This is a genomic window from Sunxiuqinia indica (assembly GCF_009847015.1).
GTDB lineage: Bacteria > Bacteroidota > Bacteroidia > Bacteroidales > Prolixibacteraceae > Sunxiuqinia > Sunxiuqinia indica.
This window is the reverse complement of record NZ_WVEM01000002.1, coordinates 481,252-502,478: the sequence shown is the minus strand read 5'-3', so window position 1 is coordinate 502,478 and position 21,227 is coordinate 481,252. Positions and strand designations below refer to the sequence as shown.

Annotated in this window: 17 protein-coding genes; 12 read left to right on the top strand and 5 right to left on the bottom strand. The window is 41.8% G+C overall.

Annotated elements, in window-relative coordinates; translation table 11 throughout:
• Positions 1-401 precede the first annotated feature (401 nt).
• The 3 genes from GR929_RS05260 to GR929_RS05250 all read left to right on the top strand — a co-directional run bounded on the left by GR929_RS05260 (position 402) and on the right by GR929_RS05250 (position 4,778).
• Positions 402-2,396: a fructose-1,6-bisphosphatase gene (locus GR929_RS05260; RefSeq protein ID WP_235934066.1), complete on the top strand. Its 1,995-nt coding sequence runs from the start codon at positions 402-404 to the stop codon at positions 2,394-2,396.
• Positions 2,397-2,600: 204 nt separating this feature from the next.
• Entirely contained in the window at positions 2,601-4,133 is a 1,533-nt protein-coding gene (gpmI, locus tag GR929_RS05255; RefSeq protein ID WP_159517878.1) for a 2,3-bisphosphoglycerate-independent phosphoglycerate mutase, read from the top strand.
• Between the two features lie 60 nt (positions 4,134-4,193).
• Entirely contained in the window at positions 4,194-4,778 is a 585-nt protein-coding gene (locus tag GR929_RS05250; protein ID WP_159517877.1) for a DUF3109 family protein, read from the top strand.
• Positions 4,779-4,795: 17 nt separating this feature from the next.
• Here the strand turns inward: GR929_RS05250 and GR929_RS05245 are convergent, their stop codons facing one another.
• Complete coding sequence (locus tag GR929_RS05245; protein WP_159517876.1) at positions 4,796-5,185, bottom strand: VOC family protein; 390 nt, start codon at positions 5,183-5,185, stop codon at positions 4,796-4,798.
• 18 nt (positions 5,186-5,203) lie between these two features.
• Positions 5,204-5,845, bottom strand: a complete 642-nt coding sequence (locus tag GR929_RS05240) for an HD domain-containing protein (RefSeq protein WP_201300908.1) — start codon at positions 5,843-5,845, stop codon at positions 5,204-5,206.
• 243 nt (positions 5,846-6,088) lie between these two features.
• Between GR929_RS05240 and GR929_RS05235 the strand changes: the two genes are divergently transcribed.
• From GR929_RS05235 to GR929_RS05200, 8 genes are all read left to right on the top strand, one after another.
• On the top strand, positions 6,089-7,738 hold the full coding sequence (locus GR929_RS05235) for an AMP-binding protein (protein WP_159517874.1): 1,650 nt from the start codon (positions 6,089-6,091) through the stop codon (positions 7,736-7,738).
• A 296-nt stretch (positions 7,739-8,034) separates the two neighbouring features.
• The gene (locus GR929_RS05230) at positions 8,035-8,742 is read left to right on the top strand and encodes a hypothetical protein (RefSeq protein ID WP_159517873.1); all 708 of its coding nucleotides are present in this window, start codon (positions 8,035-8,037) and stop codon (positions 8,740-8,742) included.
• A gap of 1 nt (position 8,743) precedes the next feature.
• Complete coding sequence (locus GR929_RS05225; RefSeq protein ID WP_159517872.1) at positions 8,744-11,521, top strand: TonB-dependent receptor; 2,778 nt, start codon at positions 8,744-8,746, stop codon at positions 11,519-11,521.
• Positions 11,508-12,674 (top strand): DUF4249 domain-containing protein, encoded by a 1,167-nt coding sequence (locus tag GR929_RS05220; RefSeq protein WP_159517871.1) that lies wholly within the window; start codon positions 11,508-11,510, stop codon positions 12,672-12,674. Before GR929_RS05225 ends, GR929_RS05220 begins: the two co-directional genes overlap by 14 nt.
• Positions 12,675-12,676: 2 nt before the next feature.
• Positions 12,677-14,401, top strand: a complete 1,725-nt coding sequence (locus GR929_RS05215) for a hypothetical protein (protein WP_159517870.1) — start codon at positions 12,677-12,679, stop codon at positions 14,399-14,401.
• 193 nt (positions 14,402-14,594) lie between these two features.
• Entirely contained in the window at positions 14,595-15,290 is a 696-nt protein-coding gene (locus tag GR929_RS05210; protein ID WP_159517869.1) for a response regulator transcription factor, read from the top strand.
• A 16-nt stretch (positions 15,291-15,306) separates the two neighbouring features.
• Positions 15,307-16,785 carry a sensor histidine kinase gene (locus tag GR929_RS05205; protein ID WP_159517868.1) on the top strand — a complete coding sequence of 493 codons (1,479 nt, stop codon included), beginning with the start codon at positions 15,307-15,309 and terminating at the stop codon, positions 16,783-16,785.
• Positions 16,786-16,936: 151 nt separating this feature from the next.
• A complete protein-coding gene (locus tag GR929_RS05200; protein ID WP_159517867.1) occupies positions 16,937-17,884 on the top strand; it encodes a bifunctional methionine sulfoxide reductase B/A protein in 948 nt (315 codons plus the stop codon).
• Positions 17,885-17,933: 49 nt separating this feature from the next.
• On the opposite strand, the gene GR929_RS05195 is transcribed toward GR929_RS05200, so the two are convergent.
• Positions 17,934-18,875, bottom strand: coding sequence for a glucosaminidase domain-containing protein (locus tag GR929_RS05195; RefSeq protein WP_159517866.1), 942 nt, complete (start codon positions 18,873-18,875; stop codon positions 17,934-17,936).
• 93 nt (positions 18,876-18,968) lie between these two features.
• On the opposite strand from GR929_RS05195, the gene GR929_RS05190 reads away from it, so the two are divergent.
• Positions 18,969-19,460 carry a cytidine deaminase gene (locus GR929_RS05190; RefSeq protein WP_159517865.1) on the top strand — a complete coding sequence of 164 codons (492 nt, stop codon included), beginning with the start codon at positions 18,969-18,971 and terminating at the stop codon, positions 19,458-19,460.
• A 3-nt stretch (positions 19,461-19,463) separates the two neighbouring features.
• Here the strand turns inward: GR929_RS05190 and GR929_RS05185 are convergent, their stop codons facing one another.
• Together GR929_RS05185 and panB are read right to left on the bottom strand one after the other, a co-directional pair.
• The gene (locus GR929_RS05185; RefSeq protein WP_159517864.1) at positions 19,464-20,162 is read right to left on the bottom strand and encodes an RluA family pseudouridine synthase; all 699 of its coding nucleotides are present in this window, start codon (positions 20,160-20,162) and stop codon (positions 19,464-19,466) included.
• A gap of 71 nt (positions 20,163-20,233) precedes the next feature.
• Entirely contained in the window at positions 20,234-21,052 is an 819-nt protein-coding gene (panB, locus tag GR929_RS05180; RefSeq protein WP_159517863.1) for a 3-methyl-2-oxobutanoate hydroxymethyltransferase, read from the bottom strand.
• Between the last annotated feature and the right edge of the window lie 175 nt (positions 21,053-21,227).

Here is a 21,227-nt window from a genome sequence, read left to right as displayed (position 1 = left end):
TTAATTCATGTTTTAAGAGAACTAGTTTTGGTTGGAACTGCTTTAATGCACCTTTTTACCGAACTCTCGCATCTTCGGGGTGAGTGAATGCTATATTGAACTCCTCGAGTTTGCACTCACTAATAAAACCTTGTTTGATGACTAAAAGGAGGCGTTTGGTTTTCGGGCAGTGACTGACCCGTAGTTTTCATTCAAAAGCATCGTCAGCCTTGATTCTTTGGGTTCGTCATTCTCTTGGATGAGAAAAGAAACTCGGGTTTGGGGCAACGCCTCAACAATTGGTATTAACCCCGGATGCATTTTTACTATATTGTATCATACTTAAAGTCGTTTAAACTAGATAGAACAAAAAACGTTTACCTAGTAATTAAATCAACCTAATATTAATTGCAACCATGGTTTTGGATTACGAAAAAATTGAATCAGATAGAAATGGCTTTAGCACTCTTGAGTTGAAGCATTTGAACCTACTCGCTGAAAAGTTCCCAACAGTGCAAGCAGCAAGTACTGAAATTATCAATCTGGAAGCTATTTTGAACCTTCCTAAGGGAACGGAACATTTTCTGACAGATATCCATGGGGCGTACGAAACATTCAGTCATGTTTTACGAAACGCTTCGGGCATGGTGCGCAAGAAAATTGATGCCGTATATCAGTATTCTCTCGATGAAAAAACAAAACGGCAGCTGGCTACGCTGATTTATTACCCGGAAGAAAAACTGGAAATCATTACAAAAAAGGAAGAAGACCTTGAAAGTTGGTATTCCGTTACCTTGCATCGGTTGATTGAAGTTGCCCGGGTTTCGGCTGACAAATACTCCCGTTCGAAAGTACGAAAAGCCATGCCTGAGGATTTTGCTTACGTAATTGACGAGTTGTTGTACGAGCACGGCGCTAAAAAAGAGCAATATTTTAATAGCATCATAAAATCAATCATCGATGTTGGTCGCGCAAATCACTTCATTGTTGCTATCAGTAAATTTATACAGCGTCTTCTTATTGACCGGCTCCATGTTATTGGCGATGTTTTTGATCGTGGGCCACATGCTGATCAGGTCATGGATCTGATTCACAACCACTATTCGGTCGATATTCAGTGGGGTAATCATGATATTTTTTGGATGGCAGCAGCCTCTGGCATTCGGGCGAGTATTGCCGGGGTAATCCGGGTGAGTGCCCGGTACGACAATCTGGATACGCTGGAAGATTCCTATGGTATAAATCTGCTGCCACTGGCCACCTTTGCAATGAGGGTTTATGAGGGAGATCCCTGCGAGGCTTTTATTCCCGTTAATACACCTCCTGAAAACATTGGATCGACCCATGTCAAGCTTATCAGCAAAATGCACAAGGCCATTATGGTTATTGAGGAGAAGCTTATTGGAGAAATTGTGCAACGATGTCCGGAGATGCATATGGAGGATCGTCTTTTGCTGAATAAAATTAATTACGAAAAAGGCACCATCACCATTGATGGGCGCGAGTTGAAGCTAACCGACACGAATTTTCCGACCATTGATCCCAACAATCCGTATGAATTATCTCCGGAAGAAAAGGAGCTGGCCGAGAAACTTCGCTTCTCGTTTTTAAACTGCGAACGCTTGCAACGACATGTAAAAACACTGTTTTCGAAGGGGAGCACATTTCTGACTTACAACTCAAATTTATTGTACCACGGGTGTATCCCACTCGATGCTAATGGCGATTTCAAGGAAGTAACCCTTCACGATAAAAAATACAAAGGGAAAGCATTGTGCGAACAATTTGATTTAGTTTCGCGCCGGGCATATTATAATCGTGAGCGGCCCGAAAAAAGGAACAAAGACCGGGATTATATGTGGTACTTGTGGTGCGGGGCTGATTCACCATTGTTTGGTAAAAAGAAAATGGCCACCTTCGAACGCTATTTCCTGGATGACAAAGAAGCCCAATATGAAGAGAGCAATAAATACTATAAATTACGCGACGATAAAGAAACCTGTGTCCGGATTTTAGAAGAGTTTGGACTCGACCCTGAAAAATCACACATCATCAACGGGCATGTGCCTGTAAAAGTTGGTAAAGGAGAAAGCCCGGTGAAAGCAGAAGGACGGCTTTTTGTTATTGATGGCGGAATGTCGAAACCCTATCAAAAAGTAACCGGGATTGCCGGATACACCCTGATCTATGATTCGTATAGCTTAATTCTTGCCGAACATGCTCCGTTCGAATCCAGGCGAAATGCCATTCAGGAGGAACACGATATTGTCTCTATCCGAAGTATGATTGAGCGATCAACTGATCGTATCATGGTAGGCGATACAGACGACGGTGTCCATATCAAAAGCCAAATTGCAGATTTAAATCGATTGTTGGAAGCATACCAAAGAGGTGTGGTAAAGGTTAAAAGTGCGTAAGAATTTGTTCGAATACACTGCGGGATAAGTTTTTGGCTCCGGTCAATCTCTAAAACAAAATAATGACCTGCCGCTGTGTACAGCTAACAGACTTATTTAATATTTGTTAATTCTTCCAAAGTGATTGCCGTTAATTTCCGATCCACCTCAAAAAAGGATATTTTTGTGCCGCATTAAGCAAATTATTTAAAACGATTATAAATTATGGCTAACGTACAAAAAACTTTACTGATGATCCTGGATGGCTGGGGAATCGGCGACGGATCAAAAAATGATGTTGTGGCAACGACTCCAACTCCATTTATCGACTCATTGCAAAAAGAATATCCAAATTCACAATTGCTTACTTCCGGCGAAAATGTTGGCTTGCCCGATGGGCAAATGGGGAACTCTGAGGTTGGTCACTTAAATATTGGTGCCGGACGTGTTCTGTACCAGGATATGGTGAAAATCACGAAGGCTATCAAGGATAAATCGATGTGGGAAAACCCACAATTGCTGAAAGCATATAATTACGCTAAAGACAACAATAAAAAAGTACACCTCATTGGTCTGATTGGCCCCGGAGGAGTTCATGCACTTAGCACACACATGATCGCACTTAGCCAGATGGCAACCGATATGGGATTGACAGATGTGTTTGTGCACGGTCTGACTGACGGTCGCGACACCGACCCTCGCTCAGGTTATGGTTTTCTGGAAACCGCTCTGGAAGGGTTAGAAGGAACCAACGGTAAATTCGCTTCAATCATTGGTCGTTATTACGGTATGGATCGTGATAAAAACTACGATCGCTTAAAACTGGCTTACGATTTATATACCAAAGGTGAAGGTGAAAAGTCAACCGACTTGTTAGCTTCAATTCAAGCGTCGTACGATGCGGGTGTAACTGATGAATTTATCAAGCCAATTTGCATGGTAAAAGAAGATGGAAGCCCTGTTGGAGTGATTGAAGAGGGTGACGTGGTTATCTGCTACAACTTCCGCACCGACCGTTTGCGTCAAACAACAATTGCATTTACTCAGGAAGATTTACCTGAATATGGCATGCACACCATGAACCTGGAGTGGTACACCATGACGACTTACAAAGCTGATTTTAAGAACGTGAATGTTATTTTTGAAAAAACAAACCCAACCAACACCATGGGTGAAATTGTTTCGAATGCCGGATTAAAGCAAATCCGGATTGCTGAAACAGAAAAATATGCACACGTAACATTCTTCTTTAGCGGTGGTCGCGAAGAAGAATTTAATGGTGAAAGCCGAATTCTGATTCCTTCACCCAAAGTTGCAACCTATGACCTTCAACCCGAAATGTCGGCTCCAAAAATTAAGGACGCTATTGTTCCTGAATTGCAAAAAGGCGAGGTAGACTTTGTTTGTCTGAACTTTGCCAATGGCGATATGGTAGGACACACTGGCGACTACGAAGCAATCAGTAAAGCAGTTGCCGCCGTTGATGCCTGTGCTAAAGAAGTGGTTGAAGCTGCACGTGCCAACAACTATAACGTACTGATTATTGCTGACCACGGGAATGCTGACAATGCAGTGAATCCTGATGGATCGGCCAATACTGCACACTCTCTGAATCCGGTTCCATGTATTTATGTGAGTGATGATAAAAGCCTGACCATTGAAAGTGGCATTTTGGCTGATGTTGCGCCAACCTTACTTTCTGAAATGGGCTTGGAAATTCCTTCGGAAATGACCGGTAAAGTTTTGATAAAACGATAGTTTTTTAGACATCTTTGAGCCCTCTCGTATGATGCGGGAGGGCTTTTTATTTTATGCGATATGTTGGAGATTGGTAAAGCGATAGTGAGTTTTGATGTGCTGGAAGAACACTTTCTTTGCGATTTGGCGAAGTGTAAAGGAGCATGCTGTGTTGAAGGAGATTCGGGAGCACCGCTAACAAACGAGGAGGCTGTGAAACTGGAGAAAATCTATCCAATTATTGAAGAGTATATGACTCCGGAGGGGAAGGCAGTGATTGCTCACCAGGGCCCCAGCATGGTTGATTCCGACGGAGATACGGTTACCCCACTGGTAAACAACCGGGAATGCGCTTACACGTTTAAAGACGAACGTGGCATTGTTAAATGCGCCATTGAAAAAGCTTTTTTTGATGGAAAAATTGACTTCCGGAAACCAGTTTCCTGTCATTTGTTTCCGATAAGAATTACCGAATACAAACGCTTTGATGCTGTTAACTATCAGGAATTGAAAATCTGCAAGCCGGGACGCGTGTGCGGCATCGGGCAGAAATTGCCTCTTTATCAATTTCTGAAAGAACCACTAATCCGAAAATATGGAGAAAAATGGTACGAGCAGTTGGAATACGCTGCGAAGGAAAAACCCTGGAAGCAAATCTCGGAATAAATGAGAAAAGCTTTTGTTTAAGCGACAATTTCAACCCGATTCCCATCAGGATCAAGAATGGTAGATTCATAAAATCCATCGCCGGTAGTGCGTGCTTCTCCAACAACAGAGAAACCATCATTTCGCAACTGTTCAGTTAAATCATCTACCTTTTGTTTCGATCCGGTCTGAACAGCGAAATGTACCAGACCTGTATATTCCTTTCGGGTATCGTTCTTCGTTTTGGGGATTCCGGGCATTTGCATCAGCTCAATTGAGCAATCCCCATCAAACTTGATTAAATAGGATTTAAAATCGCGTGAATGATTGTAATAGGCTTCACTGGAACTCGCATCAAAATAGTGAATGTAAAAATTTCGCATTCCCTCAAGATTATATGTCCAAATAGCCAAATGTGAAATTCTCATCAGGTTGTATTTTAGGTGTTATGAATTGATTTTCAGATTCCATTCTGAGAAAAAATGCTCCAAATACTCCTCCATAAATTGATGGCGCTGAAGAGCTAATTTTCTCCCCGTATCGGTATTCATCCGATCTTTCAACAGCAACAACTTTTCGTAAAAATGGTTTATTGTAGGGGCAACCGACTTTTTATAATCCGAAAACGAATGATGCATTTCCGGCTCTATCGCCGGATCATAAATCAATCGGTTTTTATGACCGCCGTATGCAAAGGTACGCGCAATACCAATTGCTCCCATGGCATCCAGCCGATCGGCATCCTGAACGATTTTTGCTTCCAGGCTATTCGGTTTTGTCTCAACTCCTGCTCCTTTAAACGAGACTTCCCGGATAATCGTTTGAATCTGATCGCTGGCATCAGGATCAATTCCAATCCGGCTCATCCAATCCGTTGCTTTTGTTCCATTTTCTGCCGAGAGTTTCCAGTCATCCAAATCATGCAGAAGTGCAGCCATCTCAACGATAAACAAATCACCTCCCTCACACTCCGAAATCGACTTCGATAACTGCCATACCCGATAAATGTGCCACCAGTCGTGTCCACTGGCATCATGCTCAAATTGCTGTTGAATGTATTGGGCTGTTTCCTGTATTGTGTTCTCCATCTTCATAAGCGAACCAAAGCTATATAATATCTGTCGAATTACTAGCTTAATTGACCAGGATGATCACCGTAAACAAAGAACTGGATCTTTGTGATGAAAAAATGCCTTAACAAATAAAATAGACTTATTTGCGGGTACTAAAACATGTTAAAATTTGAAAACGTATTTCAGAATTGATTAGTTTTGCTAATCTTTATTATTGTTCAGGTTGTTATAGAGGAAGTTGATTGCGATTATTTAAAAATGAAAGAAGAAAGAAAATTAACGATGCCTGCCATGTTGCAGGCCAGTTTTAAGAAATATGCTGATCACAACTCGCTCTCGTTGGTGGAAGGCGATAAGAAAACGTATCGTCAACTTCAAAAGGAAGTCGAGAAATTAGGTATTTATTTGAGGGAACTTGGTGTTGAAAAAGGAACAAAAGTTGCCATTCTAAGTACAAACATGCCTAACTGGGGCGTGGCTTATCTGGCCATTGCAGCTGTTGGTGGCGTTGTCGTTCCTATCCTACCCGATTTTCATACAAAAGAAGTAAGCAATATTCTGCAACATGCTGAAGTGGAGCTCGTTTTCGTTTCTGAAAACCTGATCAATAAATTGAATACCGAGGAGTATCCAATGCTAAAAATCATCCACATTGAAACGCTGAAAGAACAGCACGCTGAGGATTACCCGAATGCTGAATCTGAGCAAGACCAGCAGTTTCATTATGAGCCGGTTGAAGAGGAAGATTTACTTTCGATCATCTACACGTCCGGAACAACCGGAACCTCAAAAGGAGTTATGCTGACCCATCGAAATATTGTATGGACAGCCAGGCAAAGTATCACATTTCAGCATATCGATTCGAACGACCGGTTTTTGTCCGTTCTTCCGCTTTCACATACTTTCGAAAATACATTGGGACTGATTTTTCCATTGACATATGGGGCATCGGTTTTTTACATGAAAAAACCCCCGACAGCCACTGTTTTAATGCCAGCCCTGACCGAAGTGAAACCCACGATCATGTTGGTGGTACCACTAATCATTGAAAAGATTTATAAGGGCAAAATATTACCTCAAATAAACAGTAAATCAATCACACGAAATCTATACAAAATTCGTCCTTTCCAAAAGATATTGAGCCGCATTGCCGGTAAAAAATTGCTGGATACGTTTGGTGGCGAGTTAAAGTTTTTTGGTATTGGCGGCGCAAAGCTCGACAATCAGGTTGAACGCTTTTTGATGGATGCAAAATTTCCACTGGCGATTGGCTATGGTTTAACCGAAACATCGCCATTACTGGCTGGTGCTGTAGGCGATAATATTCGCTATTTGTCAACTGGCGTACCACTCGAAGGTGTGGATTTGCGAATTGCAAATGCAGATCCGGTAACCGGCGAAGGTGAAGTTCAGGCACGAGGAGCTAATGTGATGAAAGGCTACTACAAACAGCCTGATTTAACCAAGGATGTTTTTTCGGATGATGGCTGGTTTCGTACCGGTGATTTAGGAAAATTTGATCGCTCCGGATTTTTATACATCAAAGGGCGTATCAAAAATATGATTGTTGGTGCCAGCGGGGAAAATGTTTATCCGGAAGAAATAGAATCGGTCATTAACAGGATGGAGTATGTTCTCGAGTCGCTTGTTGTTGAGCAAAAAGGCCGCTTGGTGGCCATGGTTCATTTAAACATGGAAGAGATCGAACAGCGAGTGCGAAACATGAAGTCGTTACGAGATGAAGCAGTCAGCAAAATGAATTCACGGGTTGATGACATATTAAATGAGATTCAACACAAAGTGAATGAGGAAGTGAATAAATTCTCCCGGGTTCAGCAGGTTGTCTTACAGCCGGTACCTTTTGAGAAAACACCTACTCTTAAAATTAAACGATTCTTGTATAACTAGCGAAAAAGCATTTGCCGAACAAAATTCCCAAAAATTCCCGATGTTGTAAAAATACCGGGAATTTTTGTTTGATTTTTTTTTTTGTTCCTGGGGATATATTATGTAGCTTAGCATCCTTACTTAAAGAAGATATATTCTAATACATTTTAAATGCTGCGCCGTATTTTATGGCGACCATTAAAAGGGGGGGCGGCTTAACGGAAGCTTTTGTATTCTGGGGGGAATCTGAAACTCGGAGCCGATAAAAATAATCAGTTGTTTTTTTCATACAAAAAAATGAAAATTAATGCGTTTCTATGCGAAAAGTAATTTATTCTTTTTTGCTGTTAGCCGGTGTGATATGCACTGCCATGGGGCAGTCTGAACAAATTGATTCACTGCATGCAGCATTCGACCAGAAGTATGGTTTGGATATGGCACTTTACAGTGGGAAGAAATATTCAAAAGAAGTTCATCCGATTAAAGGGCATCCATTTTGGCTTAACCAAGATGAATTCACCGCTCATGTTTTTATTGGCGGAGTAGCTTATCCAAATCAACGGCTCAGATACAATTTATATAAGCAAGAGTTCATTTTGCATTATGAGGATTACAACAAGCTGCCCCATCAGATTATTTTAAATACAGAAGTCATTGATTCCGTTCGGGGAAAAGATTTTTTGTTTGTAAAGAATGCGTTATATCCTCAAATTAATTACCCGTTCTTAAGCGTTATTTATAAGGAGAAGCTTGCCTGCTATGCTGCTGTAAAAAAGGAATTGCATTTTCAATCCCAAGGAGAAATTATTGGGCATGAATTTTCGGACCAAGAGAGAGAATACTACCTGATACTAGAAGATAAGGTGTATCCGTTTCAAAAGAAAAATACTTTTTTGCGGATCTTCCCCAAAAAAAAGAAGCGAGCAATTAGAAAATACATATCATCCAGGCGGATCAAATTTAAAGACATTTCAGATGAAGAGCTAAAAGAGTTAATCGCTTTCACTGAACGTATTTTGAACTAACATGAAGCAACTAACCTACCTAATTCTATTTTTAATCCTACTTCCTTGTAGCTTGTGGGCGCAGCAAGTGGAACAAATTCAAATTAGCAGAACCTACGATACTGTTTCCTTCGTTGACCTGGTGAAGGAAATTGAGCGGAGCAATCCTATTCGTTTCTTTTTCAAAAAGGAATGGGTGGATGATTTAACGGTTTCAATTGCGGCGCAGAAAATACCAGTACCGGACCTGATGGACTATTTGCTTGCCAATACGAAGTTAGGCTTCGTTTATCAGTCACCAGGTATCGTTTTCTTATTACCTGAAAAAAATTACCTTACTCCAATTCCACCATACAATAGTCCGGTCGGCGAGGATCTGTCCCCGCAGGCGAGTGTAACCACCAAAATAGAGGAGAAGTATTTGCAGGGCCGCCAGCCGGATATGATCGAAACCATTGTTGTTGGAAGCAGGGAGAAGGCTGAAAATGGAAAACCGGTAGTCGTGCAGGGGCATCTTACCGACACTGAATCAGGAGAGCCATTGATTGGGGCAACCATGTATATTCCGAGCCTGAAAAAGGGGGCGGCCACAGGTAGCAATGGATTAATGAGCCTGGTGCTCAAACCGGGAGTTTATTCGGTGGTCTTCCAAAATATGGGCATGAAGCAAGTAAAAGGAAACTTGGATGTTCGTTCGATGGGGGATTTCAGCCTGAGTATGGAGCCACAGTTGCAAACAATTGAAGAGATTGTTGTGGCAGGAGACGAAGAACAAACCCGGGGTTCCAAGCTTGGAATGGAGAGTGTTTCAGTAAAAACCATGAAAGAGCTGCCGACGCTCATGGGCGAGAAAGATATTTTGAAGGTCGCCCAAATGTTGCCCGGAATAGTGAGTGTGGGCGAAGGATCAGCCGGAGTAAATGTGCGGGGCGGTAATGCAGATCAAAACTTATTCTACATCAATGATATCCCGATTTATAATAGCTCTCACCTTTTTGGCTTCTTCTCGTCGATTAATTCAGGAATAGTGGAGAACTTTTCGATTTATAAGGGGCAGGTGCCTGCTGAATTTGGTGGCAGATTATCTTCTGTCTTTAATGTTCAAACCAGAAGAGGAAACAAAAAGAAATTTTTTACGCAAGGCGGCATAAGTCCGATTTCTGCAAATGCTGAAATTGAAACGCCCATTGTTGAAGACAAGGTATCGATGATGTTGAGTGCTCGTTCCAGCTATTCAGACTGGATATTGAAACGATTGGATGATCCTGATTTGAGAAATAGCCGGGCCTCTTTTTATGATTTTGCTGCAGCTCTTGATTTTCAGTTAGATGACAATGATCAAGTGGCGGTATTTGTCTACAACAGTCACGATCAATTTGATTTAAATGACTATACTGACTACCAATATGGGAACCAAGGTGGTTCGGTTAATTATGTGCACCGATTTTCTCCGGCCTTAAAATCGACGTTATCTGCCGTGGCATCAAACTATAACTTCTCAACGACTGAAAAGCGGTTGGCTACCGAATCCTACACCCATGCTTATTCGCTTGATCATTATGAGATTAAAACAAAATGGAACTGGGTCCCGCATGAAAATCATCAGGTAACTGCCGGTGCTGATCTTATTTTGTACCAGTTGGACAGGGGCCAGGTTAACCCGTATGGAAATGAGTCAATGAAACTACCTGTCGACCTGGGGAATGAAAAAGGGATGGAAACGGCTTTCTTTGTTGACGACAATATTGCTATCGGACCACGACTAAGTTTAAATGTAGGACTTAGGTACAGCATGTTTTCAGAGATTGGTCCTAAAACAGTGAGGCAATATTTACCGGGAGCAGCCTTCGATGATATTAATGTCGCTGAGATCAACACGTATGAAAAAGATGAGAAGATTGTAAGTTTTCAAAATCCTGAATTGAGAGCTGCACTCGATTTTAAGTTTACGAGAAATAGCTCAATGAAACTGTCGGTTAATCAAATGACCCAGTATTTGTTTATGCTCAGCAATACGATTTCCATTGCTCCCAATGATCAATGGAAGATGGTTGATTCGCACATTAACCCACCGAGATCAATTCAATATTCGGCGGGGTATTTTCACGATTTCCCAAGAACTGGCCTGTCATTTACCGGGGAAGTGTACTACAAGCAAGCCAAGGATGTTGTTGAATACAAGGATGGCGCTGATTTTTTGACAACGCCGTATGTTGAAACAACGATTCTGCAAGGAAAGCAGGAAGCTTATGGAGCCGAGTTTATGCTGAACAAGACAACAGGTAGGTTCAATGGATGGGCTTCATATACCTACTCGCGATCGTTGATAACAGTTGACGGGGCAAACAATTTTCAAGATATTAACCAAGGGAAAACTTATCCGTCTAATTTTGATAAGCCACATGTCGCGAATTTGGTGTTAAACTATAAATTATTGCGACGCATCTCATTTTCATTGAATACCTTTTACAATACGGGCCGGCCAATTACTTTGCCAAAAGGTGTTTATCATATCGAACATCAGCCTTTTGTAGATTACTCAGAACGAAATGCCTACCGGATACCCGATTATTTTAGAATGGATGCCTCGATTAAACTGGAAGGAAATTTAAAGTCCAAAAAGTTGATGCACAGTTATTGGCAGATCAGCATCTATAACCTGACTGGTCGAAGCAATGCCAATTCTATTTTCTTCACTTCTGAGGATGGTCATCTGCGCGGATATCAATATTCTGTTATCGGGGTACCGATTTTTACGATTTCATGGAACTGGAAACTAGGAAACTATGCAAATAACTAAAGCACTCATTTATTTTGTATTAATTGGAATTGCCTTGTCCTCATGTATTGAGCGATATTACCTTGATTCCGATAGGGAATTGAACCCAAGATTGGTTGTGGATGCAACAATAACAAATGACGGAGGTGAACAGAAGATTGTCATTTCTTGGTCGGCTGATCCTGAATTTGCAATCTTCCAACCGGTATCAGGCTGTGTTGTAAGAGTCGAGGACAAGCAAGGAAATCAGCTTTATTTTAATGAATCGACTGGCAGCGGTGAATATCGGGCAATCATTGGTGATCAATATTTAAGAACCGGTTCTGAATTTCGGTTGTTAATCGATTTGCCTGATGGTGAACAATATGTCAGTAGGTTTGAGAAAATGTTGCCCTGCCCGCCAATCGAATCCGTCTATTATGAATTGGAGTCGAAGCCAACAAACGATCCCAACATTAATGAAGAAGGAGCCCAATTCTATATTGATTTGAATGCGGGAGATAGCTATGGGCGCTTTTTTCGGTGGAAACTACAAGAAACATGGGAGTACCACTCTAGCTTCCCTATCACAAGGTATCTTGATGAGGAGGGCTGGCATAACTATGGTGAAGATTATTCTTTCTACACATGCTATAGGACTGAAGATATAAAAAAGCTTTTTTTACTTTCGACCAGGGGTCTTAAGGATAATAGTTACGAAATGTTTCCATTACATTTTGTGAATGATCATACTCAGAGGCTTAAACATCAATATAGTTTGCTGGTTAAGCAATATTCTTTAACTGAAGAAGCTTGGAGTTATTGGGAAAAATTAAGAAAAAACAATCAGGAATCGGTCGATATGTTTGGGAAGCAGCCTGTTAGTGTTCGAGGAAATATTTTTAATGCAAAAGATTCACTGGAAACTGCCTTAGGCTATTTTAGCGTGTCCTCGGTATCGTCAAAGCGAATTCAAGTAGATGGTATTGAAGACTTGCATTTTTATGAATTGCCAGTTTGTGCGGTGACGCTTGAAAAAGATATGGAAGAACTCCCAGATGAAGACGATTTTCCAGCTTATTTCACGCAGGTTCCTGATGAAAATCAGAAGTTGGAATGGGGATATGCTAATTCAGGCTGCTTTATTTGCACCATGCATGGAGGAACATTAGAAAAACCATCCTATTGGGAATAATCATGAAAAAGAAAGTACTAAAATACCTGTTATTTACTTCATTGGTTATCGTTGCTGCCTGGTTCAGTGTGAATAAGGCCAACGCACAGTCGGATACCAGCGAGAAGGAGTTGATTGAAAGGATGCATGTTGTTACCGATCGGGAGATTTACTGTGTTGGAGAAGATCTTTTATTTTCAGCCTATAATTTGTCCTCAGCCGACTTACGCGATATCAAGTGGAGTAACATCTTGTATATTGAAATTATCACGCCTGACGGGGAAAGCGTATTGCAAAAAAAGTACAGTTACGGTCCTGATGGTGTACATGGAGTGATTGTTATTCCTGATTGGATACTCACCGGAAATTATTATCTCCGGGCCTACACCCGGTGGATGCGTGATTTCTCGCCATACAACTACTTCTACAAAGTGATCAAAATTGTTAACCCGTTTCGTTCCGTCTTGTTGGAACCAACAGTCGATCAAGAGGTCAAGGAAGGCGAAAGCTTTGAAACGCCCAAAGAAACTAATCTCATTGATATTCGCATCCCTTCCAATGAACCTGTTTTCGGTAAGCGAGAACAGATTGTGGTGGAAGTTCGTACCAAAAAACCGCAGAAATTCCATGAAAAGCTAGCGGTATCGGTGGTACGAAAAGGAGCAGCTAACAACTCGGTTCCCAAGATAACACGAACTTCGGGAGTCAGTTATACGCCTAAATTTATTCCCGAAACCAGGGGGCTGTCTGTATCGGGGAAAGCAGTAAATGCCAATGATTCGATTCCGCTTCCATACACGCTGGTTGCCTTGACTGTCTTTAAGGAGAAGCCGGAAAATTTGAATGTGATCACGGATGAAAAAGGCCGTTTCTTCTTTGACTTGTCCTTCTTGAAAGGGGAATATGAGTTGTTTATTTCAGCAAAAGCGGATAAAGATTCAAATTTTCCACTCATCTTAGTCGATAATGATTTTTCTTCGGCTAAGATTCAATTGCCGTATATTCCGGTTGATTTATCAAATGAAAGCCGGGAATTATACCAAACCCTGAATTTTACCAGCCAGATTCAAGCTTTGTATCACGAAGAAGAGCGAGGGGAAATGGAGGGTTTGAATCAACCGAAACCTTTTTTATCGGATACTGCTTTTTATGGGCAACCCGATTTTTCACTTATATTGGACGACTACGTTCAGCTCCCTTCCTTGTCCGAGTATTTTTATGAGTTGGTGCCCAGTGTAAAGGGCCGGCAACAAGGAGGTAAGTCAAGCCTGAAAGTGATGGGGGCAAATCCTGAAATGTCGATTTATGATCCGCTTATTTTGGTGGACATGGTATCCGTTTTTGATGTTGACAAGGTACTGTCATTACCTCCTGAAAGAATACAACGGATTGAGGTTATTCTTTCTCCTTTTATTCGGGGAGATGTAACTTATGGAGGCGTTGTCAGTTTCTTCTCTCGAAAAGGAGACTTGGCGGGTATCGATCTTCCCGCGACCGGACGTTTTATCAATTATAACATGCTTTCGGAAGGTAGTCGTAATATCGCTGATAAGAAGTTGACAGACGAGCATGTTCCCGATCTTCGGAATTGCTTGTATTGGAATCCGTCCGTTCAGCTTGATGAAACGGGCTCGACCAGCATTCGGTTTAACACAGGCGACAATACAGGCGAATACATAATTGTTGTACACGCTGTGGACCAGAGTGGAGCGATCAATTTGGCAACAAAAGAAATTCGGATTGACTAGTCATCCTTTGTCCCTTTATCGATGCGTTGAGAGGTTACGTCAGCTGGCCTTTCATTGCCTGATCCGAAGTATTTTTCTAAAAAGGGCTCTGAAAAACGACTCCTTTGCCAATTCTCCGGTAATTTTATGACTTTGTGATACTTCTGTGATAAACACATCATACCTTTCGCCTGTTCTAAGAAAAAAAACGATTATGGAAAAGGCGTTAATCATTGAGGACGACAAGGATATCTCCGAACTTATTTCCATTCACTTAGCTGACATGAACATGGAAGTGGATAAAGCATTCGATGGCAAAGACGGCCTGATGAAAGCGATGAATAATCACTATCGGTTTATCCTGTTAGATATTCGGTTACCCGAGCTCGACGGGTTCGAAATTTGCAAGCGACTTCGGATGGAAAAAAACAACACACCCATTTTAATGATTACCTCCAAATCGGAGGAGATTGATAAAGTGTTAGGACTGGAAATGGGAGCCGACGACTACATTTCGAAGCCATTTGGAATTCGGGAATTATTAGCACGGGTGAAAGCTGTTTTAAGGCGAACCGAACGGATGCTACAGGGAGAAGATCAGGATGAGATTGAGATACGCTGCGAACAGTTGTACATTAACGTGGGTATGCGTATTGTTGAGATAAACGGAGAGCGTATTGAGCTTTCACCAAAAGAGTTTGACTTATTGGTTCTGCTGGCTTCCAATCCGGGGAAAACCTATACGCGCATGCAGCTTCTCAATAAAGTTTGGGGATACGAATTTGAAGGTTTTGAACATACCGTAAACTCTCATATCAACCGACTTCGCTCAAAAGTTGAAAAGGACATGAGCATGCCGGAATACATTTTAACCACTTGGGGCGTAGGATATAAATTCAGGGAAGCCTGAGTAAAAATATAGTCAAATGCAATTTGCCAAGCCAAAAATATTTAACCGCCTGTATTTACAGGTTTCAGCAATTTTCCTGCTGGTGTTATTCTTTTTCACTGCAATCGTTTTGTATGTTTCGGTGGAATCGGCACGAAAGTATTCCATTGAGGTAAACCAGCAGCTAAACCGTGAGCTGGCAGAAAACACCATTTCGATGCTTCATCCGTTCATTAAAGATGGCACCATTAGCGAAGATGGGGTGAAAGACATTATGCACTCCATGATGGTGATCAATCCGATTGTGGAGGTTTATTTGCTAAATCCCGAAGGAAAAATTTTGCAGTATGTGGCTCCTGACAAAGTGGTTAAACTGGAAGAAGTGAACCTTGCGCCTGTCAAATCCTTTTTGGACGATCCTGCGCACAGCATTATTTATGGCGATGACCCCCGCAATCCGGGAGAACACAAAATATTTTCAGCAGCCCGCGTAATGGAAAACGATCAACTGACGGGCTACATCTACATTGTGCTAGCAAGTCAGAAGTACGTTTCGGCTTCGCAAGCCTTGTTAGGTAGTTACATTTTAGGACTTTCCATTCGTTCAATCATCACAATTTTGATTATTTCAGCATTGATTGGACTGCTGGCTATTTGGGTGATAACCAACAAGCTCAATCCGATCATCAAAGGAATAAACGAATTTCGAGATGGTCATTTGGATACCCGGATTGATATCAAATCTGATGGGGAACTGGATCGAATTGGACTGGTTTTTAATGAAATGGCAGATACCATAGAACACAACATTCAGGAGCTGAAAGGCGTGGATAACCTGCGACGGGAATTGATTAGCAATGTATCGCATGATTTACGCACACCCGTAGCCTCCATCCAGGGATATGCCGAAACCTTGTTGTTGAAAAAGGATACCATTCAACCCAAAGAACAGGAGAAGTACCTGGAGGTGATATACAACAGTTGTGGCCGCCTGAAAAAAATGGTTGAAGATTTGTTTGAGCTTTCCAAGTTGCAGGCACAGCAAGTCAAACCTCATACCGAGCCATTCTCGATTGCTGAGTTGGTGCACGATATTGCCAGCAAGTACCGGATCATCTCGCAAAAGGAAGGGATTAGCATTAATACGGTAATCGCCAAAGATGTGCCATTGGTTGAAGCTGATATCTCCATGATTGACCGCGTATTGCAAAACCTGATTGATAATGCCGTGAAATTCTGTCATAAAGGGGACACGATCAATATTGAGATTGATACGAAGAACCCACAAAAAGTAGAAGTGCGTGTTGCTGACTCAGGACAGGGAATTAAACAAGAAGACCTGGAAAATGTATTCCAGCGTTACTATAAAGCCCATGATGACCATCAAAGCACCGGACTGGGACTGGCCATTGTAAAAAAAATGGTCGAACTGCATAACTCCACGATTCAGGTATTCAGCCAATTTGGAAAAGGAACCACCTTCGTTTTTGAACTTCCTACAGCTAAACGGACCTAGTTTATTATTGAAAAAAATGAACTTTTTGTGATTCTGTGGTGATATTTACTACGGATCTTTGACCGAACACCGATATTACTTTCGGAATGATGTTTGAATAGTAAATAGAGTTCAGCAAGCGAAGAAAACAAGATTTGAAAGGGAAACGATTATGAAACGAATGATGTATGTATTGCTGTTTAGCCTGATAGCACTCACAGGGTGCGCCCAAAATCAGAAGCAGAAACAAGATTCACCGAACTACCGACCATTAACAGCTAAAGAAGAAATGGTGATTATTCATAAGGGAACAGAACGTCCGTTTACCGGAAAATACGATAAGTTTTACGAAGAGGGTACCTACGTTTGCAAACGATGTGGTGCCGAGTTGTATCACTCATCAGACAAGTTTGATTCAGGTTGCGGATGGCCTAGTTTTGATGACGAAATCGAGGGCGCCGTGAAACGAACACCTGATCCTGATGGTATGCGTACAGAGATCACCTGCAATAACTGTGGTGCTCACTTAGGGCATGTTTTTTTAAACGAGGGATTCACCAACAAGAATACCCGGCATTGTGTCAATTCCATTTCCTTGGAATTTATTCCGGCTGGCACTTCGAATAAAGCTACCAGTGACACGGCTTATTTTGCAGGGGGCTGCTTTTGGGGAGTTGAATATTACCTGGAACAGGAGCCGGGAGTATCGTCTGTTGAGTCTGGCTACATGGGAGGAAATAAGAATAATCCGTCATACGAGGATGTAAGCTATCGACATACGGGCCATGCGGAGGTGGTTCGTGTGATTTTCGATCCGTCGGAAACGAATTATGAAAACTTAGCAAAATTGTTTTTCGAAATTCACGACCCCACGCAAGTAAACCGACAGGGACCTGACGTGGGGTCGCAGTACCGGTCAGAAGTCTTTTTTCGCACAGTACAACAGAAGCAGATCGCCGAAAAGCTAATTGGCATGTTGGAATTGAAGGGCTACGATGTGGCTACCCGCGTAACACCGGCAGCTGCTTTCTGGCAAGCCGAAGCATACCACCAGGATTATTACGAGAAAAAAGGCGGCACCCCCTATTGCCACAAGCGGGTGAATCGATTTTCCCGGTGATGCTTTTTATAAAGTCGGGAAAGAAGAAACAAGAATACCGTCAAAACATCTAGCGGCGAGGTTTTTTCTTACGCAAGTGCACAAAAGAGCCAACTTCGGGGCGCTCGCCCGGCTTCAGTCGATTTAACCGATATAAGCGTTTCAACTTTATGCCATAGCGTTGAGAGATAAAATGCATCGTATCATCCGACTCAAAACGATGAGTTTTATGGGATTTTTTTGCCTTCCTGTGCTTTGGCTCGACATATAAAATCTCGTTTTCCTGGGGTTGTTGACCTTTTTGATAATCGTTATAGGCATAAATCTCCCACTCTTTTAAATCAAACTCCTGAGCAATTTTCTGAAAGGTGTCGCCTTTTTTAACAACAATCGATCGCAGGTCATTCCTTAAAACAACTTTTCGAGCTTGATATGGATTAATCAGATTTCGACCGTCGACAGGTTGATTGGATTGTTGAATACGTGCTATTTGAGACTTATCCAAACCTTCGTCGTACAAATAAAGCTTATGGTCTTCGATAATCTTAATTAAAAGATTGGCATAATGAGGATTCGTGGCATAACCGGCCTTTTTCAGGCCTCGAGCCCAGCCCTTGTAATCGGTCAGCTTTAATGTAAAAAGACCTGCATAGCGCGAATTCAGTGTCAAAAAATCAGAATGATCGATAAAAGACGCTTCTACTGAACTATACTTCCGGAAGCATTCTCCTCTGGCGTCATCGTCGTGATAAACACGCTTTCCTCTCCAGCTACTTTTGCACTTAATCCCAAAATGATTGTTGCTTTTTACACTGAGCTCTGAGTTTCCATCTCCAGACTCCAAACAAGCTTGTGCCAAAGTGATACTTGCTGGAACTCCGGTTCGGATCATTTCGCTTACGGCAAGCGGCGCAAATTTTTCAATGTATTCTTCGCGGGTATTTATCCGCTGACCAAATCCAATTAAAGTAAGAGTAAGAAAAAAGATACTTAGCGCAATCCTTCGGGTCATAGAAATCAAATTTTAAACAAAAATAAAAAAATAGCCGACTTTTATGCGTTGGTATAACTACCTAAAAAAATGTAAATTTGACAAAGCCTCAAAATGAAAACGAAAGAAATTAAAATTAGTATATCACAATTCGAAAATCCAGGAGAATTATCTCCCGAAGATCAGGAATTGATTTTAAAAGCAAGAGCCTCCGCTTCCCTGGCCTATGCTCCCTACTCAAATTATTTGGTTGGTGCTGCCCTTCGGCTCGAAGATGAAACAATCGTCACCGGCAACAATCAGGAAAATGCGTCTTCTCCCCTTGGAACATGCGCCGAGCGTTCAGCAATTTTCTGGGCTAATGCCAATTATCCCGATTTAGCCATTGACACGATCGTGGTTACAGCTGTTGACCAGAACGGAAGCGCGGCAAAAAACGTTAGCCCCTGCGGCGCTTGCCGACAAGTTATGGTGGAATGCGAACACAGGTATAGTAAAAGTATGCGCGTTATTCTGGATAGTTCCAATGGAATTGAAATCCTTGAAAATGCAAAAAGCCTGCTACCGCTAAGTTTTAATGGTGATTCGTTAAAATCAATCGGTTAGGATTTATTCTTTCAACTCTTTTATTTGAATTAACTCATTCCAAATAGCATCTCCTTTCGGTGGTTGAGCAACGATTTTTATCATTTTCTTTTGAACCGGATGAATGAACTCCAATTTCCGGGCGTGCAAATGAATACCTCCATCCTGATTGCTCCGGGCAGCTCCGTATTTTAAGTCTCCTTTAATGTGGCTACCTATTTTTGATAATTGCACCCGTATTTGATGATGACGACCAGTTTGCAGGTCAACTTCCAATAAATGATACCGATTAAGGCTCGCCCGATGCGTATACGACAATTTACAATGCTTAGCTCCCTTTTTAGGTTTCGGAGTTGGCGAAGCATAGCTTTTGTTTTTGCCTTCATCTTTCCAGAGGTAATGCTCAAGTGTATCTTCCATATTTTCGGGTAGTGTGTCAACCACCGCCCAATATGTTTTTTTGATGGCCTCCTTGTCTTTAAACATTTCACTCAAACGAGTAAGTGCCTTACTTGTACGGGCAAAAATAACGACTCCACTTGTTGGCCGGTCCAGTCGGTGTGGCGATCCTAAAAATACATCGCCAGGCTTTTTATATTTATCTTTGATGTATGCTTTAACCTGATCAATCAGCGTTTCATCACCAGTTTTGTCTCCCTGCACAATTTCACCACAAGCTTTATTCACAGCGATGATATGATTGTCTTCGTATATTACTTGCATAGCATTAGTTTCAAATTTTGAGTTTGACAAGCGTTATCTTCACTTTTCTCGCAACTCTGTTCCTTCTACGTTTAGTACTGTTCACGTTCGTTTGGAAAGCTGACAGCTTTTACATCTTCAATATAACTACCAACAGCACCTTTTATTTCGGCAGCTAAGTTGTGATAACGACGCAAAAAGCGAGGTGAAAATTCCTGCGTAATTCCCAGCATATCATGAATCACTAAAACCTGCCCATCAACTCCGCTTCCGGCACCAATCCCAATAATTGGAATTTTGACCGACTCCGCGACCTTTTGCCCCAACTCAGCTGGAATTTTCTCCAAAACAATCGCAAAACAGCCGGCTGCTTCCAGCAACTGGGCATCAGCAATCAGTTTGGCTGCTTCTTCATCTTGTTTCGCACGAACCGTGTAAGTTCCATATTTATGAATCGATTGAGGCATCAACCCCAGGTGCCCCATCACTGGAATCCCCGCTGACAAGATCCGGTCAACTGACTCGATGATTTCTTTCCCTCCTTCAAGTTTGATGGCATCGGCAGCAGTTTCTTTCATGATTCGAATAGCCGAACTCAACGCTTCTTTGCTATTTCCCTGGTAGGTTCCAAACGGCATATCTACGACAACCAGAGCGCGGTTAGCTGCCTTCACAACCGAAGTTCCATGATAAATCATCTGATCAAGGGTAATTGGCAGTGTCGTTTCATTTCCCGACATTACATTTGATGCGGAATCACCTACCAGGATGACATCAATACCTGCTTCATCAACAAGTTTGGCCATACTGTAATCATAGCTGGTTAGCATTGATATTTTTTCGCCTTTCAATTTCATTTCAGAAAGGACGTGAGTGGTTACACGTTTTATTGCTTTTTTATGTACTGACATAACAATGAGTATTCAATTCGCTTACAAAAGTAAGAATTTATACATTGACACGATGAGTTCTTAAAAAAACCTGATTCAGCTTAACGATTACCGAGACGACGCACCCTCTTCTATGTCTTTTTGTCACCAAATATGTCAGGCAGATTTTCATTCAGTCAGAACATCGTGTCAATAT

What these genes read in the sequence shown, in the direction of transcription:
- GR929_RS05220 (WP_159517871.1), top strand. Translation starts at nt 11,508, where the DNA reads ATGCAAATAACTAAAGCACTCATTTATTTTGTATTAATTGGAATTGCC.
- GR929_RS05235 (WP_159517874.1), top strand. Translation starts at nt 6,089, where the DNA reads ATGAAAGAAGAAAGAAAATTAACGATGCCTGCCATGTTGCAGGCCAGT.
- GR929_RS05210 (WP_159517869.1), top strand. Translation starts at nt 14,595, where the DNA reads ATGGAAAAGGCGTTAATCATTGAGGACGACAAGGATATCTCCGAACTT.
- gpmI (WP_159517878.1), top strand. Translation starts at nt 2,601, where the DNA reads ATGGCTAACGTACAAAAAACTTTACTGATGATCCTGGATGGCTGGGGA.
- GR929_RS05190 (WP_159517865.1), top strand. Translation starts at nt 18,969, where the DNA reads ATGAAAACGAAAGAAATTAAAATTAGTATATCACAATTCGAAAATCCA.
- GR929_RS05225 (WP_159517872.1), top strand. Translation starts at nt 8,744, where the DNA reads ATGAAGCAACTAACCTACCTAATTCTATTTTTAATCCTACTTCCTTGT.
- GR929_RS05215 (WP_159517870.1), top strand. Translation starts at nt 12,677, where the DNA reads ATGAAAAAGAAAGTACTAAAATACCTGTTATTTACTTCATTGGTTATC.
- GR929_RS05245 (WP_159517876.1), bottom strand. Translation starts at nt 5,185, where the DNA reads ATGAGAATTTCACATTTGGCTATTTGGACATATAATCTTGAGGGAATG.
- GR929_RS05195 (WP_159517866.1), bottom strand. Translation starts at nt 18,875, where the DNA reads ATGACCCGAAGGATTGCGCTAAGTATCTTTTTTCTTACTCTTACTTTA.
- GR929_RS05230 (WP_159517873.1), top strand. Translation starts at nt 8,035, where the DNA reads ATGCGAAAAGTAATTTATTCTTTTTTGCTGTTAGCCGGTGTGATATGC.
- GR929_RS05250 (WP_159517877.1), top strand. Translation starts at nt 4,194, where the DNA reads ATGTTGGAGATTGGTAAAGCGATAGTGAGTTTTGATGTGCTGGAAGAA.
- GR929_RS05240 (WP_201300908.1), bottom strand. Translation starts at nt 5,845, where the DNA reads ATGGAGAACACAATACAGGAAACAGCCCAATACATTCAACAGCAATTT.
- GR929_RS05205 (WP_159517868.1), top strand. Translation starts at nt 15,307, where the DNA reads ATGCAATTTGCCAAGCCAAAAATATTTAACCGCCTGTATTTACAGGTT.
- GR929_RS05200 (WP_159517867.1), top strand. Translation starts at nt 16,937, where the DNA reads ATGAAACGAATGATGTATGTATTGCTGTTTAGCCTGATAGCACTCACA.
- GR929_RS05185 (WP_159517864.1), bottom strand. Translation starts at nt 20,162, where the DNA reads ATGCAAGTAATATACGAAGACAATCATATCATCGCTGTGAATAAAGCT.
- panB (WP_159517863.1), bottom strand. Translation starts at nt 21,052, where the DNA reads ATGTCAGTACATAAAAAAGCAATAAAACGTGTAACCACTCACGTCCTT.